Genomic DNA, 16,178 nt, shown 5'->3' with positions numbered 1-16,178 from the left:
ATTATTTTAAGGACTTTTAATGTCATTTTATTCAGCACTAAAACAAGCCGCGCCCATCGCCCAAAAGCAGATCAAGCGGCTGCTCGGCTCACAAGTGCAAGCAGCTGACGACCGCGCCCATGTATGGGAGCGTCCAGAGTTGACGCACCCAGCGGTGGGACTAACGCCTGCTAAGTTGCATCAACTATTGACTGGTGCAGAGTCAGGCAATATGAATGATATGTTGGCGCTGTTTGAAGATATGGAAGAGCGTGACGCTCATATCTTTGCTGAGTTGGATAAGCGTAAGCGTAGCCTCCTGTCGCTTGATTGGTACATCAAACCGCCTGAAGGTGCAACGACAGCGGAAAAGAGCAAGCGGCGACTATTCAGACGCTTATGAGTGCCATTGATAATTTTGATGATGTGATTAAAGATGCACTTGACGCTATCGGTAAGGGTTTCTCCGGTCAAGAGATCAATTGGGTGCGTGATGGGTCAACATGGTACGCCGAGTCCTTGGACTTTGTAATCCCGCAAAAGTTTGTCATCGGTGCAGATCAAAAAACCATCATGCTCGGTAACGGTATCAATGACCCTGAGCCGCTGTGGGATCATGCGTTTTTGATGCACACGCACAAAGCTAAGAGCGGTTATCTGGTACGTGGTGGACTGCATCGAATACTTGCGTGGCCATATGTATTTAAAAATTACTCAGTGCGTGATTTGGCTGAATTTTTAGAAATTTACGGACTGCCAATGCGTCTGGGAACGTATCCTGCTGGCGCTACCGAATCTGAGAAGTTTACCTTGTTACGCGCAGTAATGGAGATCGGACACCGCGCGGCAGGTATCGTGCCAGAAGGTATGAAGATCGACTTTAAAGAAGCCGCGAAAGGCAATAGTGATCCGTTTGAGTCAATGATTAAGTGGTGTGAGCTGTCACAGTCTAAAGCGATCCTGGGCGGTACGCTGACCACTCAAAGCGATGGTAAATCTAGCACCAATGCACTTGGCAATATTCACGAAGTGGCGCGAATTGAAATACGAGATAGTGATGCTAAGCAGCTCGCAGCGTCTATCAGCCGCGATATCGTAGCATCAATGATGCGGTTAAATTATCCGAGCGTCCATCCACGCCGCTACCCTAAGTTTGCGTTTGATCTATCTGAGCCTGAAGATATCACAACATTCAGTGAAGCAATCCCTAAACTGGCTGGTATTAACGGTATGCGGATTGGTGCTGAATGGCTGCACACTAAGCTAAGTATCCCGATGGCTGGTGATGATGAGGCGATCTTAAGCGTGGGTAGTAATGCCACCCCTACCGCCCTTACTGCTGCACTAGCTGCGCATCGAGCTGTACTAGCTGCGCAAGCTGACCCTGTCAAACGTGAGCACGCAAATATTGATACAGCAGAGCGCGGGATCGATAAGGCCACTACGGGTGACGACTGGGACAATAATATTGCTGATATGAGTGCCAAGCTGGGACAAGCGATGGTCGATAAACTATCGGCTGCAACAAGTTATGACGAAGCGCTGGCGCTACTGTCCAATGCTGAGCCAAATCAGGCGGTCGATGAGTTGGCAGCCAATCTTGAACAATACCTATGTGCCGCTGGTCTCTGGGGTAAGTTGCACGCGCAGCCGTTAGAATTGCCCGCTGGGGATGTATAAATGCCTGATTCTAACGCTGCCTCTAATAATATTAATCTGCAAAGCCTGTTTAATCGCCGTCCTGATGATGCTATCCAGTATCTACAAGACAAAAGCCTCGTGCCAGTATTGATTATCTAGAAGTACAGGGGCGTGCGCACGATCACGCCTTTGTCGTTGCTAAGATGACTGACATGGATATGCTAAAGCAAGTGCAGCAGTCACTGGTCGAAGCCATGGAAGGTGATATGTCATTTAAGCAATGGCAAGCATCTATCGAGCCGATGCTTAAGGAAAAAGGCTGGTGGGGTAAAAGATATGACGCTACCTGATGGTAGTGTCAAACCTGTACAGCTGGGTAGTGACTACCGTCTAAAGCGTATTTATGAAACCAATATCAATCAAGCGTATCACAAAGCACGCCGCCACGATGGTGACTACGATATATACCCCTATGCGATGTGGGTATCACGTGGCGATAACCGCGTGCGTCCAAGTCATCAATCACTCAATGGGCAAATATTTCGCCGCGATGACCCTTACTATCAGTCTATTCGTCCGCGCTGTGCTTACGGCTGCCGCTGTGATGAGATATTACTGACTGCTGAGCAAGCCGCGCAGTACGGTGCGCTTGACGGCTATACGATATACGACGATATCAGCCAGTATGTGACCACTGAATCTGTCATCGTACAGGGTACTTATGGGGCTTACACTGCCCCTGTCAATGTCATGCGCTTGCCTAATATGCCTGTATACCGCACAGACGCGGGCTGGGTACATACAGGTGATGCGCTACCGATGCAGCCAATGCTCGATAAAGCAGGTCAAGTACCTGCTTTGCTGGGCGCTAACAGTATGCAAGCTGTACTTGGACGCGCGTCAGTGCTTAGCCGATTTAATGACGATGTAAAAACATGGGTCGATAGTGTTGACCCGACTAGACCAAAGGGTGAGTTTCGACACGTTGGCGTAGTACGTCCTGAGTTTGTACAAAAACTGGCATTTGATAAAGGATTGGCGCTAGAAAACGCGGTTATTACTCTGCATGATCGTATTACGTTGCAGCATTTGGATCGGGCACATAAACGGCATGATCCCAGCTGGGTTGCTAATATTGTGCAGCACTTAAACGCGCCGCATAGCCTCTATTGGGACAATAACAAGCAATCGCCTGTACTGGTCTTTGATGTCGCGCTGGACAAGTACAAGTTGATTGTACATTTGAATGAGCGCATTAAAGGGCGCGACGTGATTGATGCTAAGCAAAACTTTGTGGGCAATGTCATACGCACAATCACTGTAGATACAGCCAATAACCTCAATAATGGCAATAACTATACAAAGCTATTAGACACTGTACTAAATGATTAGGGGCATTGGGTGGGAATTGAACCCACTACACACGGCTTGGTGATTATGCTGATAATCACTAATGCAACCGTCCTCGTACCATTATGAGTACCAATGCTATTGCTAGCGTAACGTCAATCGCTGTCAATATCAACAACTTAGAGCGATATATGACAATATCAACGATATTAATTACAGATGAGCTACAACGGGTACTCAACCAAGCAGCTCGGCAAACCAGCAATACTGCACCGCTGATGCGGACTATACGCGCGCAAATGCTCAGTCAGACGCAGCAAAACTTTCGGATGCAAGGGCGACCAAAGTGGCCTGCCCTATCTCAGGTAACAATTAAAAACTATGAGCGCTTGGGTATTAGTACAGCGGGACTACTTAGGCGCTCTGATTCGCTATACAACAGCATACAGACTTTTAGCGATGCAACGAGCGCGACGATCAGTGCGGGCGGTGGTAACCAATCAGGCGCGTATGCTGCTATACAGCAATGGGGTGGCATGGCAGGCCGTGGCCGCAAAGTTAAGATACCAGCACGTCCTTACATACCGATTGATATCAATGGCTACTTGCAGCCTGAAGCAGAAACGGGCGTCAATCAGGTGCTGATGGCACATTTACGTCGTAGTTTCAGATAGTGCATCAAACATATAGCAATTGAATAGCGTTAGAGGGTCGTTAGATTTACGACTGTCAGGCGCAAAGGATAAAACGCGGTGATTGCTCTACTTATAAATTGAACGCTCCTAAGAGGGCGTTTTTTTGTGCCCACTCAAAAACTCGGAACTGTATCCCCTGAGAAATCAGATATTAATTTGCGATGATAAGACTTTAAGACAACGGCGCTAAAAAAGTAGTACTTTTTTAAACGCGCCTCAGGAGGCGTTATGTAGTGCCGTCATCATCTAAAAACGACTGAGATTAATTAAGACAAACAAAGAATGGAACACTATGTCAAAAACAGCCCCGCCATATATCGCCGCACTATCACTGACTATTGCCAGCGCTACTGGTACGCCTGATGGTTACTTTTTAGTATTCCCTGAAGGGGGAGACGAGAAGCGGCGATGGCAGCGGGCGACCACACGAGTGTGATAGCTGGAAATTGAACAGCACGTCTGGTCGCGTTTTGGCACAGATGCTAAACGCGCGCCCGACTGATATGGTCATCGACTATGAGCATCAGACGTTATACACCGAAAAAATGGTCAGCCAGCACCTGCTGCTGGGTGGTTGGCTGCGGGACAGTTTGAATATGTGGATGGCGTTGGACTGTGCAACCGCGCACCAAATTGGACGACCAGAGCGACACAAGCGATCGCTGGTCGTGAGTACCGCTATAAATCACCAGTCATTGCTTACGATACGGACGGTAATGTCACAAACGTAATGAACGTCGCTATCACCAATCAACCCGCACTGTTAACACTCGATGAGCTGACTGCACTGTCTGCCAAATTTACCCCAAAAACAAGATCAGGACAAACCTATGAACCCTTTACTTGCTTATGTTATTGCTGCGCTTGGACTCAAAGAGTCAACGACTGAAGATGAAGCCGTGACTGCCCTATCCGCGCAAGTCGACGACTTTAAAAATAAAGCGACTGATGCCAAAGTCACCATCGATGCGGACAAGCCACTCGCGGCATTGTCTAGTGTGTTTACTAACGTTGCTGAGCCTGACCCAGCTAAGTATGTGCCAGTTAAGACGATGACTGAAACCGTCGCAGCGCTCAATGCACAAATTACCGAGCTGCAAGGTAATCAAGTTGACCCTACTGCTGAGCTATTGACCGCTGCGCTGTCTGATGGGCGTTTATTGCCTGCACAAGAAAAATGGGCACAGTCATATGCCGCATCTGATCCTGCTGGCTTTAAAGCGTTTTTAGATAACGCGCCTGTCATCGCTGCACTTAATCAAAAGCAAACAACTGGCAAACCTGATCCTGTCGCGGGTGGCAAGATCACGGCACTATCCGCTGAGCAAATCGAAGTTGCAAACGGTATGGGTATCTCGCACGCCGATATGATTGCGGAGCTTAACGCTTAAGTAGTTATTCCAAATTGCTAACTTAATTTATTAAAAGGACAAATCATGCTAAATACACCATACCGCGATGGTATCTCATTGCCCTTAATGATTGCTGCTATCACCACTATCACTGAGGGTGAGCTGGTAGCGGTTAATAGTACGGGAGAGGCAGTGCCTGCGACTGATGCAGATGCCAAATACTTGATGGGTCGATCTGAAACGACTGCTAGCCCTGAAGCACCAGCGTCCAATAATACAATCGTGATCACGCGTAATCGTCAGTTTTTACTAAGTAACGATGCGACAAATCCAGTCACTGCCGCTGATATCGGTACTACTGTGGTGCTGACCGCAAAAAATACCGTTGGCAAATTTACTGATGGTGATCCTGCGGCATTGGGTGTCGGTACGCTGATGGGTGTCGATTATAGCGGTAAGGCGTGGGTCGAGATTGGCGGTGCGCCTGTGGGTATACTCGGCGCTTAATCCACACCGCGATACGAATGAATCAAATTAATACTAACATCAAGGACACACTATGAACGTCAATGCACAAACGCTAAATGCTATCGCGGCTGGGCTTAAGAAAGTCTATAACGATACGTTTAATAAGACTGAGAGCTTTCACAAGAAAGTGGCAATGGTCGTGCCAAGCTCTAACTCACAAGAGACCTATGCGTGGCTACAAAATATGCCGCGTATGCGTAAATGGGTCGGCGACAAAGTCATCAATAAATTGTCCAAGCAAGGCTATAGCATCGTCAATGATGACTTTGAAGTAACAGTCGAAGTCAAACGTAATGATATCGAAGACGACAATATTGGTCAGTATAACAATATGAGCCAGCAAGCAGGCTGGTCTGCCAAGCAGTTGCCTGATGAGCTAACCTCTGAGTTAATCAATCAAGGTCAAACCAGTCTATGTTATGACGGCAAGCCGTTCTTTTCGAGTGCTCATCCTGTCACTGTAAACGGTCAAGAAAAAACCATGAGTAACGTACATAACAAAGCGCTGTCTGCTGAGTCTGCTGCTGCTGCAAAAGCCAGCTATGGTATTGGTCGTACTAAGATGCGTTCGCTTACAGATTATGAAGGCCGCAATTTAAAGGTTAAACCAAACCTGCTGATTGTCGGACCTGACCTTGAAGATACTGCGCGCACCTTGCTCACTGCCGATAAATTAGAAAACGGTGATCAAAATATCTACAAAAACACGGCTGAATTGCTGGTCATTGATGATTTAAAAGCTGGTACTTGGTATTTAGAAGACACTTCTATGCCCGTCAAGGCTCTGATTATTCAAGAGCGTAAGAAGCCTGTATTTGTTTCTCAAACTGATTTGAACGCGCCTGATGTATTTTCGCGTGCTGTCTATAAGTTTGGGGCTGAGGCTCGCTACGGCGCGGGTTATGGTTTTTGGCAGCTGATGTTAAAAGGCTACGCGTAAACGCCGAATGTAAAAATCTAACGCCGCTATACAAGGGCTGGCGTTAGACATCGGTATTAATCTAATAACAGGTGATGTAATGGGCAGTTATGCAACGATAGACGCGATGGTTACGCGCTTTGGGCGTGAGGACTTGGTAGAGATTACCGATACCGAAGTGCCCTACACGGGCGAAATCAATGAGTCAAAGCTACAAGCGGCCATTGTCTCTGCCAATTCAGAAGTAGATGCCTACCTTGCTAAGCAAATGAACGTACCTACGGTGCTAGGCTCACCCTTTGTCCAAATGATGGCGTGCGATGTCGCGCGCTATCACGTGGCACTAGGTAATGCACGGGTCAGCGAGCGCGATGAAAAGCGTTATGACTTGGCGGTAAAAAACCTAAAAGCCGTCAACGACGGCAAGATTGGTATTGGCGCTAGCACAAACGAGGTCAACGCAGCACCGAGTATTAATCTTGCACAGATGACCAGCGGACGTCCAAGTGTGTTTGGTAATGGTCTGTACTAAGGAAAATTATGCTGTCTCCAAATAGAACAGGCGATCAAAGACACGCTACACGCCTATAACAAGGCGCATGGCGGTGGGTTTGTGCGTGGTATTAAGAGCTACGCGGGCGATTTTGATGCTGAGTCACCTGATGAGTTTGCGCAAGTCGTTGCCTCGTTCCCTGCGATCTGGGTAACGTTCAAATCCTCATCCAAACCTAAAAAGCTGGGCGCAAAAAAGCGAGAGCGTGATTATGTCTTTACGGTGCTTGTCGCTGCTAATTCTGGACGACGTGAGGAAACGAGTCGTCAGGGCGCATTTAAGGCTGATGGGACAATGCTTAATATTGGCAGCTATCAACTTATTGAGCTGGTCGAAAATGCGCTGCTGGGCAACCGTATGGGGCTGGCTATTGATCCGCTGGATGGTGGCGAAATTACGTCACTGTTTAATGCTAAGACCAGTAATCAAGTGGTTAGTGTCTTGGCGTATGACTGGCATACGAGCACCACCGTCTCAGACCCAGACCGTGATGCCGATGTGCCATACATAGAAACGATCAATATGGACTACATTTATTTTGATAAGAACGGCAATGCAGCTGATGACCCTCGTGTACTAGCGTCTGACCAAATTGATTTAACCCCTTTAAATTTAAGAGCTTAAGGAATAACTATGAAAACGCCTGGTATCTATACCGACATCAATACGCAGACGCAGCGGACGGGTCTGCCAACGCAAGATCATCGCATTGTTTTTGTCACTGGCGACACTGCTGCGCCTTCAAATCCCACACCTATTTACGATACAGCATCAGCGGATATTGTGAGCGGTGCTGACTCTAAAGCGGGTCGTATGATGGCGGCTGCTTTGAGTATATCGCAGGGGGTGCGTGTTGAGACGGTGGGAAAGTAACACGGCGGCTATGGGCAAGTAAGCCATACCCAGCTTTGGTTGAAAAAGAAGATGCTTATCAGCCCACAGTTAAGCCGTTAAACATCTCGATTAGACGGATATTAAAAGACACAACGATTGGCAGTGATGCGTATGAATCAACCGTCAAGCCATTAGATATTACCTTTAGAGCACTGTTGCAGAGTAAATTTTTGACGGTAAAGAATCTTATATAAGTAATGCAAAGCCTTTAAGCGTAGAAATGAAGTCATTGTTAAGAAGCCTTATTATAGAAGATAACAGCACCTACGAAGCCATTGTTAAACCTTTAACGATTAATATCAAAAAAACTTTAATCAGTTACAGCACTGAAAAAGATACCGTTTATACAACTGAAGCTAAACCTCTAAGCATTAAATTAAATTAAGGAGTTATAAATGTTAGCTCAAATGGCAGGTGAGTTTCGCTGCATTGTTAAAAACGCTGATGGGACTACAAAAGTTAGACACAGGTTTTCAAAAAAACTTAATACTCAACCAAGGATTAGATTACTTTGGGGGTGGAAATGGCACTGATATGCGTGCTCATTGTTTATTGGGTTCTGGGAATAGTATCCCTGCACCAACTCAAACCTCTTTGGATGATTTCATTGCTGCAAACAATAGTATATTGGCTGTTACTAACTCTCACGACTACGATGCCGATAGAGATGGTGACTTATATAAAAACAGCTCTACTTACACTTATCAATTTTTGAATTTAGAAAGTGTAAATATCTCAGAGATTGGTCTTGCTAGTCAATATGGCAGTGCTACTGAATATTATCTATGCACAAGAGCTTTGATAAAAGATGCAAATGGCGCACCGACTACCATATCAATAAATGAAGGTGAAACTTTACAAGTCCAATATAAAATATGGCGAGTGTTTTCTCTTATTGATAAAACTGGAAAAATCAATCTCACCGATGGGGACGGGGTTTCTACTGAGTACAACTATACAGTTAGGATGGCAGGTGTTGGTGGCACCAGCTTAGGTGGTAGTAATTCATATAAAAATGATGTTGGTCAAGTCATGCGTACCAATGCAGGCAATGCTGGACATGCAATATACAACGGGTCATTAGGTGATTTCACAGCTGGACCTAATGGGTCAAGTATTTGGTATGCAGGCGACTCACGAACGCTGCCAATAGATAACTATGTACAAGGCAGTTATAAGGCCGTTATACGTTGCGCCTTACCTCTTGATGCCGCAAACGGGATTATAAAGACGTTTCTACTGTTAACCAGCATGGGATTCTTCCAAATTGAATACAGTAAAGTCTCAGATAATTCGGGAATTTCAAAAACAACACTCAAGTTGCTGAGTTGGTATTTGAAGTTAGCTGGGGTCGTTACGAGGGCGAATTGTAATGTTGCCCGACAACACACTGACTGAGCTTGATAGTGCCTCGTTTTTGCCACCTCGCAATAAGTCACAGACAGCGACAAAGTGTTGGGAGCTTGGCGGTATCGCACTATCTGATACCAGTGAACCTATGCAGTACTACTGGTATGGCTATGTCAAAGGCAAAGGTATCTATCTACAGCGTAGCGGTGCTGAGCCAGTCGCAGTCTTAGCGTTTGCAGGTGATGTCACTGAGATGAGCTTTAGCTTTGATCAGAACATGCGTCCAACGATTGCATACGTCGAAAATGGCGTAGCTAAGCTGTATTGGTACGACGCAAGCGCTGCTAAAAACGTGCTGACACTATACCCGAATATCACCAATCCGCGCTTGTCGCTTGATGATAAGCGTAAATTTAATATCGGTAACAGCGACATTATTTTTGCTTATGTGACTGATCACAATCGTCTGTGCTACCGCTTACAGCGCGAGCGTTATGGTGCTGAGCATGTACTTTTAACTGACACAACAAAGTCAGATGATGAACCTTTAAAGCTGAACGTAATCGGTATGAGCACTGCAAATCGATTTTTATTCCTAACCAATTAATAAGGGAAAATTATGGCTGCAATAGAAAACCTAGCCCCACACGGGCACTCAATCATTGCGTTAGATAGCCCAATCATAGACGAAGCGACAGCAAATGCATGGGTTGAACACTTAGATTTTGTATCATCAAAAACTGAGCAAAACGATGCCATTCTTATCGTGCCGTTTGATGATGTAGACGCGGCCACCGCTTTTGCGGCTTATCCTGCGGTTGCGAGCTGCTACCGCATCATTGCAGTCTGCTATCACGGTGCGATTGGCTTTGAGCCTGAGCTGGCAGCCAGTATCGCTGCGACTATCGCAAGCGAGGCTGATCCCGCCCTCCCCCTTTAACGGCTGCAAACTGCCCGCGCTGCCTGTGGTCGATGGCAGTCTACGTTTAACCAAAACGCGCATCGAGCAAGCTTTAAATGACGGTGTGGCGATGGTCAACGTCGGTCATGACAGCAAGCCTGAGATTGTGCGATTAATCAGTACGTACCGCACCAATCCAGTGACTGGTCAAGCGGATGATCTCCTGCTGGATATTAATGGTGCGTTGGTGCTGCGCTACGTACGCCGTGACCTACGTGCAGCAGTAGCAGCAAATCCACGCCGCAAAAATACTGATGCGTCTCGTCGGGATTTACGCAGCCTATTTCTTGACCGTTGTCTAAAGATGGATGATGCTGAAATACTTGAGCACGTGGCCGCTACCAAAAATGAGCTGACTGTTATGCAAAGCACTACTGATAAAACAGCGGTAGATGCTCGTATTCCGTCGCATTGGGTGCGCGGTATGCACGTTATTAACACGACATTGGACGTGTACTAAATTCACGCGCTTGGAAATCCTATTTAAAGGATTTCCCTTGCGGAGCTAAAAAGCAATGCTTTTTTTAAACGCTCCTCAGGTACGCGGTATGCACGTTATTAACACTACGCTAGACGTTTATTAATTTAAGGATAACCCATGAGTGAAGCAGATGTAGTCGGCACAATCGTGCTCACAGTCGACGGTAGAGAGTTTGACTGTGCGAGTGTCAGCCCTAAGTTTGTGACGGGTAAGAAGCCTGTCGCAACAATGAACCGTCAAGGCCGCACCCGCAAAAAAACCAAAACGACAAGCTCTATCACGCTATCAGTAGAAGTCATCATCCCCGAATCAGGTGATATCAATTGGGCAAATATTGAAGACGGTCGTATCACGATTGAGTCGCTGGACGGTGGTCACCGCACGACTTACACAGGCTGTGAGGCAACGGACGTATCAGAGAGTTATAAGCTTGACGGTGAAGCAATGCGCTCAATTGAGATGTTCGCGATGGATAAAATCACTGAGGGCGCGGCGTAAGCGCTGGTCTAAACGTTAATAAAATCAAGGATAAATCATGTCAGCAGAAAAAGAAACTCAGTCCGCGACCACTTTGTGTGAGTTTGTCAAACTGCCTGTCGGCATCCTAGTCGATGGCAAGCGTTATCACGATATTGAGCTAACACCTATCACCGTCGGACAAAGCTATGCGGCGTCTATGAATGCTCGTGAGACAGACTTACAAGTGCTGGTCGATCTCGCCACAATGACACACGTACCTGCGCTGGGTCGTGCGCTCACATATGATGAGCTGGATAGCGCCAGCCGTCAAGACGGACAGCGATTGGAAATTGCGCGCATAGCACTGGAAAAAAAAGAGCGCGAGCAAGCAACCAAGTCCGCCTAGTCGGGCTACTGGTCAAAATGGGCGTGCCCTACGATCAAGCGTGGGGTATGCCCGTCGATATGGCGTTAGATATGCTCGGATTATCGCCTAATGTCACTAAGTCTAAACAACCAGCAAACAATCTAGCGAATCCTGTGTCCACACCACCACCGCCTCCTGCATCCAATGCCGCACCACGTAAATTGGTTGCTGCTCGTCGTAAATCAAAAACCACTACATAGGGCGTTTTTATGTCTACTCAAACCGTTAGTTTACGATTATTGCTGACTGGTAATGCGGCGGGTGAGCTGGGGCGTATTGCCGCGCAGCAGCGCCGTGACACGCGCACGATTAATGATATGCAGCGCATGGGATTGCGTACACAGCAACAAATACGCGATGAGATACGCAATCAAGAGCGCGCTTATCGGCGCTTGCGCACGTCGGGCACAGCATCAGCTAATGACATTCGCCGAGCACACCAACGGATGCGCGAGGAAGTGCGCAGGCTTAATGGTGAGCTGCGCACGTCATCGACATTGATGGGTAAGATGCAGACAGCAGGCGCGGTGGTCGGCGGTGCTGTCGCGGCGGGCGCTATCGTTAATAGTCAAATTAAGCCTGCACGCACGTATGATGAGCAGCTTGCACGTACCTCAGGTACTGCTACCTATGGCAAAGGTATGACGGTGGCAGATCGCAAGCTGGTCAAGGTTGAGCTGGACAAAACCGTGATGTCCGCCGTACGCAGCGGTGGTGGTACACGTGAGGGCGCACTTGAGGCGGCAGATACGCTTATCGCAAGCGGTGCGTATGATTTGGCATCAGTCAAACAAGTGCTGGGTGTCACACAACGTGCGTCGTTTGTATCGGGTGCGACCGCGCCAGACGCTGCCGCTGTGACTTTACAGCTCAAAAACTTTGGATTAGACCCTAATCAGATATCGCTTGGACAAGATATCGCTGTGGCTGGTGGACAATTGGGTGGGTTTGAGTATGACACTATGGCGCAGTACCTCAGCCGCCAATTACCGCTTGCTAAGGCTGCGGGTTATGGGGGAGTTGATGGTCTAAAAAAGATTGTAGCGCTTAATCAGGTTGCTATCAATACGGCTGGTAATCAAGATGAGGCAGGTAACAATGTCGTTAATCTATTGCAGAAAATAAGCTCGCGTGAATTTAGTAAGCAAATAAATAAGCAAATTGAACCACAGGCTGGTGACCCACAACTACCAAAAATCACAAGGCGGAGGACTCGACTGGTCGGCGTACGCACGCCAGCAAAAATTACAAGGTGTGGACCAGATTGATGCGTTTGTCAGCTTACTTGAACGCCAACTGGCTGGCGACTCGCAATATCAAGCGCTTAAGAAGCAAGCGGGTAATGCAAAGGGCAAGAAGCTAAAGCGCTCTATGAACAGATGAGCACAATGCTGGAAGGCTCAAATTTAGGTGAGGTCATCGCTGATAGACAGGCACTAATGGCAGCGCTTGCGATCAGTACTAACGGCTCAGAGAATGAACGTATTAAGTCTGGCTTAGATAACGCAGGTGGTACAGTTGATGGGCTTCATGAACTGTTTAAAGGTGATGAGTGGGCAACGGCAATGGATCGCCAGCAAGAGCAGCTTAATATCAACTATGGTTTATATAAACAGGTCAATGAGCAGCTAAGCGGTTTTAACCAATTGCTTGGCGGCTTTATGGAAAAGCATGAAGGACTAGCGACAGCCGCCTATGGTGCAGGTCTTGCACTAGCGGCGATTGGGGCTGCTGGTACGGTAGGCGGTGCATTGGGAATGGCAGGCGGTGGTGGCGTGGCTGGTGGCCTTGCTGGAGCGGCTAAATTTGCAAAAGTCGGCGGAGCTGTTGCTGCCGCTGGGGCTGTGGGTTATGCGGCTGGCACGGGTATCAATGAGACATTCATTGAGGGCACTGTCGTCGCTGATAAAATAGGAGCGGCTATCGCTCATGTATTAGCAGCAGCTGGTAATAACGAGGCACAGGCGGCTATTGATGCCAATGCTAAATACGATCAGATGATCGCTGAGCAGCAGCAGACAAAACAAAAGCAAGAGCAAATGGTCAATGAGCAAGCACAAACTAAGCAAATACAATCGCAAATGTCTACGCAGCTAGGAATTATGACTGCTCATTTATCTAACATCGCCGCTAAACCTGTACCGACCTTTAACCCAACGATCACTATTGGTGGGCACAGCACCGCCATGAATATGATGGATGAGATTGGTAAGCAAACCAAGCGCGGTAAGTTTGGACCTTATCGTTAAAGCTCTGAGCTGGATTGGATGTTATCTTCACACAAGCCTAACCAGTATTCATAGTCTTTTTCATGGTTTGCTATCGTCTCTAAATTATGACCGTCTTGATGTATAGATTCGCCTCGGTAGTAATGATTTAGAGAAACTAAAGACTGGTAAGCTTGGTCACAACCCATAAAATAGCGCATCTCAGAAGGGTATTCATATTCATTGGCATTCATAGCGTCTATTAACTCACCGCGAATACTAAGTAAGCCTTGAGCGTCTTTATCTTGATAAAGCGCTGCATTTTTGGCGTAATCACTCTTCAAACTAACTAAACGATTATTTGCATAATTGAGTGCCATTTTTGGGTCTGTATGGATGGTGGGGATTGTAGCGGGCGCAGGTTCTTTCGCCACAGACTCTACGACTGCTGCGCTAACTGGCTCTACTGGTAACGTTTGTTCTGTTTGAAAATATCCTGCAACTAACATCCAAACTATCAGAAAAGGCAAACTGATTAACCAACCCATACCTATCGGCTGTTTAGCCTTAATTTTATTTTTTGCTATCCACCATCCACCGATCCAAAGTACCAACCAAATTCCTAAAAGTACATATATGTTCATCTTTAATCCTATTTAGGTGCTGATAAATCATCTAGCTTTTGAAAAATTTGAGCTGCCATGCTCTTTCCCTAACTCAGTATCAGCACCTTGGACTCTACCACCATTGCTAATTTTTTCTGCAAAATTGCCAAGTTTATCAGCGTGTTTCTTATTCCATTGAAATTCATACTGGGCAATATAAGACACTTCATCAGCTGAATAAATCACGCCTCGCTCTACCATAGCTTTTAGTAAACCTTTGGCGCTAGCTTCGTCTAAGGGATGACTCAAACCAGCTCTATCAGCGCCCTTCGCTAAGCGCAAAGATAATTTAGCTACAGTCTGTCTTACTACTTCTTGATGATCGTATTGTTCAATTGACATATTTACGCTCTCTTTAACAGATAATTGTTTATCCTACCGCATCAACCCCAAACTATAAAACAAAAAACTAGGTTTCTCGGAACTTTGTCACCTATAAGCCCCTGCTCCGTTGTTCCATAATAAACTTACTTTCTGACAAGTATTGCGAGCGCATAAATGGCATGGCAAGAAAATTTATATGACGCATCCTTTCGCGGTGTCGAGTTTGAATATTTTGGCGTTGATGACAGCCAAGATAAGGCGCTGGCGACTCATCAAGCACCGTATGCCAATGATGCCGATATTTTTGATATGGGTAATAACCCTAAAAACGTAAGTATGACTGCCATCATAGACGGCACGGACTATGAGCAAGCGTTAGAAAACTTACTCAACGCGCTGGATGCCAAAGGCAACGGTGAACTAATACATCCAGTATTTGGCGCACAAGAGGCTATTTGCGCAAGTTATAGAGTCAAGCACGATAGTGACATCGTAGACGGCTGTACGATTGAGCTACAGTTTATTGTAAGTGGCTCAAAACGGAATATTCAGCACTTCACCCCTGAACCAATGCCCGCCCCTAGCCAAGCAGCGGACAGTATTATCTTGTCAGCGCCAGCGGAGGAGCTGGCTATTTATCAAGAGCAGCTTGATGCTATTGGCACTGAGGCGGCTATTGCGCAATCTCGTAGTATCCCTGAAACCATACGTAGCAAACTGCGTGAGGTACGGACGAATCTTGGCACAAATCTGGTACGTGTAGATGATTTACTTAATCCGCCAGTATGGCTAGGCGGTATCGTAGGTGATGTGGACGGTATCGTTAAGATGTTACCGCTGGACTATGATCCAATGAATAACTGGCGTCGTCTGTTTAACCGTATCAAAGCTATTGGCGATGTGTTTGGTGACAGTGATGTGCCACCGCTACGCAGAACAGGGCAAGTACTACCAGCTGCAATGACTAGTCGCGGTGTCATTGAAATACTAAAGGAAGAACAGCGCAACCCTACCCTAACGCCAAGTGATTTGATTGCAATCAATGATGAGGCGCGCCAACAGATACAAGAGGCAATCGATCAGGTGCGCGCTGATGATAGTACACAAAATGACCAATCGTTGCCTGTCGTTAATAAAGATATTACACCTATCATTCGTGACTTAAAAAAAGCAGCCGCCCAACTGCAAGCATTGACTGACGCTACGATTAATAGTCGTCCGCCACTAACTAAGCACACAGTCACAGTGCCGTGTACTTGGCGTCTATTGGCTCATCTACTATACGCTGACCATACGCGCGCGGATGAGCTGTCGCGGCTCAATCGTGGACTGGTTGATGCATCTGTCATTGACGCAGGCATACAGGTGTCATGCTATGCCCGATAACGACACA

At 46.8% G+C, this 16,178-nt stretch carries 24 protein-coding genes, 1 tRNA gene and 1 pseudogene; 23 read left to right on the top strand and 3 right to left on the bottom strand.

All coding sequences use genetic code 11. The annotated features are described in order from the left end of the window. Positions 1-19 precede the first annotated feature (19 nt). The 4 genes from PKHYL_RS04265 (at position 20) to PKHYL_RS04250 (ending at position 3,012) form a co-directional block, all read left to right on the top strand. Positions 20-382, top strand: a complete 363-nt coding sequence (locus PKHYL_RS04265) for a phage portal protein family protein (RefSeq protein WP_240366064.1) — start codon at positions 20-22, stop codon at positions 380-382. After that, positions 379-1,659, top strand: coding sequence for a phage portal protein family protein (locus PKHYL_RS04260; protein ID WP_240366063.1), 1,281 nt, complete (start codon positions 379-381; stop codon positions 1,657-1,659). Before PKHYL_RS04265 ends, PKHYL_RS04260 begins: the two co-directional genes overlap by 4 nt. Positions 1,660-1,832: 173 nt before the next feature. Further along, positions 1,833-1,970, top strand: a complete 138-nt coding sequence (locus PKHYL_RS04255; RefSeq protein ID WP_240366062.1) for a hypothetical protein — start codon at positions 1,833-1,835, stop codon at positions 1,968-1,970. Beyond that, entirely contained in the window at positions 1,957-3,012 is a 1,056-nt protein-coding gene (locus tag PKHYL_RS04250; protein ID WP_240366061.1) for a phage head morphogenesis protein, read from the top strand. Before PKHYL_RS04255 ends, PKHYL_RS04250 begins: the two co-directional genes overlap by 14 nt. A gap of 1 nt (position 3,013) precedes the next feature. On the opposite strand, the gene PKHYL_RS04245 is transcribed toward PKHYL_RS04250, so the two are convergent. Then, positions 3,014-3,109, bottom strand: a tRNA-OTHER gene (locus PKHYL_RS04245). A gap of 52 nt (positions 3,110-3,161) precedes the next feature. Between PKHYL_RS04245 and PKHYL_RS04240 the strand changes: the two genes are divergently transcribed. The 18 genes and pseudogenes from PKHYL_RS04240 to PKHYL_RS04160 all read left to right on the top strand — a co-directional run bounded on the left by PKHYL_RS04240 (position 3,162) and on the right by PKHYL_RS04160 (position 13,838). Further along, on the top strand, positions 3,162-3,644 hold the full coding sequence (locus PKHYL_RS04240; RefSeq protein WP_240366060.1) for a phage virion morphogenesis protein: 483 nt from the start codon (positions 3,162-3,164) through the stop codon (positions 3,642-3,644). 313 nt (positions 3,645-3,957) lie between these two features. Then, on the top strand, positions 3,958-4,101 hold the full coding sequence (locus tag PKHYL_RS04235; RefSeq protein ID WP_240366059.1) for a hypothetical protein: 144 nt from the start codon (positions 3,958-3,960) through the stop codon (positions 4,099-4,101). A 10-nt stretch (positions 4,102-4,111) separates the two neighbouring features. Next, positions 4,112-5,056, top strand: a pseudogene (locus PKHYL_RS18525) (phage protease). Positions 5,057-5,101: 45 nt separating this feature from the next. Further along, positions 5,102-5,524, top strand: a complete 423-nt coding sequence (locus PKHYL_RS04220; protein ID WP_240366056.1) for a hypothetical protein — start codon at positions 5,102-5,104, stop codon at positions 5,522-5,524. A 52-nt stretch (positions 5,525-5,576) separates the two neighbouring features. After that, on the top strand, positions 5,577-6,485 hold the full coding sequence (locus PKHYL_RS04215) for a Mu-like prophage major head subunit gpT family protein (RefSeq protein WP_071002079.1): 909 nt from the start codon (positions 5,577-5,579) through the stop codon (positions 6,483-6,485). A 79-nt stretch (positions 6,486-6,564) separates the two neighbouring features. Further along, positions 6,565-6,996 (top strand): gp436 family protein, encoded by a 432-nt coding sequence (locus tag PKHYL_RS04210; RefSeq protein ID WP_240366055.1) that lies wholly within the window; start codon positions 6,565-6,567, stop codon positions 6,994-6,996. Between the two features lie 21 nt (positions 6,997-7,017). Continuing rightward, positions 7,018-7,641 (top strand): phage protein Gp37, encoded by a 624-nt coding sequence (locus PKHYL_RS04205; protein WP_332835959.1) that lies wholly within the window; start codon positions 7,018-7,020, stop codon positions 7,639-7,641. Positions 7,642-7,650: 9 nt separating this feature from the next. After that, positions 7,651-7,890, top strand: a complete 240-nt coding sequence (locus tag PKHYL_RS04200) for a hypothetical protein (RefSeq protein WP_240366054.1) — start codon at positions 7,651-7,653, stop codon at positions 7,888-7,890. Between the two features lie 435 nt (positions 7,891-8,325). After that, positions 8,326-9,309, top strand: a complete 984-nt coding sequence (locus PKHYL_RS04195) for a hypothetical protein (RefSeq protein ID WP_240366053.1) — start codon at positions 8,326-8,328, stop codon at positions 9,307-9,309. Continuing rightward, positions 9,284-9,868 (top strand): hypothetical protein, encoded by a 585-nt coding sequence (locus PKHYL_RS04190; protein ID WP_240366052.1) that lies wholly within the window; start codon positions 9,284-9,286, stop codon positions 9,866-9,868. The genes PKHYL_RS04195 and PKHYL_RS04190 overlap by 26 nt, the downstream gene beginning before the upstream one ends. Positions 9,869-9,880: 12 nt before the next feature. Further along, positions 9,881-10,201 carry a hypothetical protein gene (locus tag PKHYL_RS17975; RefSeq protein WP_332835926.1) on the top strand — a complete coding sequence of 107 codons (321 nt, stop codon included), beginning with the start codon at positions 9,881-9,883 and terminating at the stop codon, positions 10,199-10,201. Next, entirely contained in the window at positions 10,131-10,682 is a 552-nt protein-coding gene (locus PKHYL_RS04185) for a hypothetical protein (protein ID WP_332835925.1), read from the top strand. The genes PKHYL_RS17975 and PKHYL_RS04185 overlap by 71 nt, the downstream gene beginning before the upstream one ends. Positions 10,683-10,820: 138 nt before the next feature. Beyond that, entirely contained in the window at positions 10,821-11,201 is a 381-nt protein-coding gene (locus PKHYL_RS04180) for a hypothetical protein (protein WP_071002085.1), read from the top strand. 37 nt (positions 11,202-11,238) lie between these two features. Beyond that, a complete protein-coding gene (locus PKHYL_RS04175) occupies positions 11,239-11,568 on the top strand; it encodes a hypothetical protein (protein ID WP_071002086.1) in 330 nt (109 codons plus the stop codon). 17 nt (positions 11,569-11,585) lie between these two features. After that, the gene (locus PKHYL_RS04170; RefSeq protein WP_071002087.1) at positions 11,586-11,789 is read left to right on the top strand and encodes a hypothetical protein; all 204 of its coding nucleotides are present in this window, start codon (positions 11,586-11,588) and stop codon (positions 11,787-11,789) included. A gap of 9 nt (positions 11,790-11,798) precedes the next feature. Next, positions 11,799-12,857 (top strand): phage tail tape measure protein, encoded by a 1,059-nt coding sequence (locus PKHYL_RS04165; RefSeq protein WP_240366051.1) that lies wholly within the window; start codon positions 11,799-11,801, stop codon positions 12,855-12,857. Next, positions 12,844-12,972 carry a hypothetical protein gene (locus PKHYL_RS17145; RefSeq protein ID WP_269778245.1) on the top strand — a complete coding sequence of 43 codons (129 nt, stop codon included), beginning with the start codon at positions 12,844-12,846 and terminating at the stop codon, positions 12,970-12,972. The genes PKHYL_RS04165 and PKHYL_RS17145 overlap by 14 nt, the downstream gene beginning before the upstream one ends. After that, entirely contained in the window at positions 12,969-13,838 is an 870-nt protein-coding gene (locus PKHYL_RS04160; protein ID WP_240366050.1) for a hypothetical protein, read from the top strand. The genes PKHYL_RS17145 and PKHYL_RS04160 overlap by 4 nt, the downstream gene beginning before the upstream one ends. Here the strand turns inward: PKHYL_RS04160 and PKHYL_RS04155 are convergent. Together PKHYL_RS04155 and PKHYL_RS04150 are read right to left on the bottom strand one after the other, a co-directional pair. After that, positions 13,835-14,440 carry a hypothetical protein gene (locus tag PKHYL_RS04155; RefSeq protein WP_240366049.1) on the bottom strand — a complete coding sequence of 202 codons (606 nt, stop codon included), beginning with the start codon at positions 14,438-14,440 and terminating at the stop codon, positions 13,835-13,837. The two genes, PKHYL_RS04160 and PKHYL_RS04155, sit on opposite strands and share 4 nt — an antisense overlap. A 27-nt stretch (positions 14,441-14,467) precedes the next feature. Next, positions 14,468-14,803, bottom strand: a complete 336-nt coding sequence (locus tag PKHYL_RS04150; RefSeq protein ID WP_240366048.1) for a DUF1889 family protein — start codon at positions 14,801-14,803, stop codon at positions 14,468-14,470. 156 nt (positions 14,804-14,959) lie between these two features. Here PKHYL_RS04150 and PKHYL_RS04145 point away from each other — a divergent pair, with 156 nt between their 5' ends. After that, positions 14,960-16,171 (top strand): DNA circularization protein, encoded by a 1,212-nt coding sequence (locus PKHYL_RS04145; protein ID WP_240366047.1) that lies wholly within the window; start codon positions 14,960-14,962, stop codon positions 16,169-16,171. Positions 16,172-16,178: the final 7 nt, after the last annotated feature.

It is taken from the genome of Psychrobacter sp. KH172YL61 (assembly GCF_007182895.1).
Lineage (GTDB): Bacteria > Pseudomonadota > Gammaproteobacteria > Pseudomonadales > Moraxellaceae > Psychrobacter > Psychrobacter pacificensis.
Note: the sequence above shows the minus strand (reverse complement) of the source record. Positions and strands in the feature narration are given on the sequence as shown.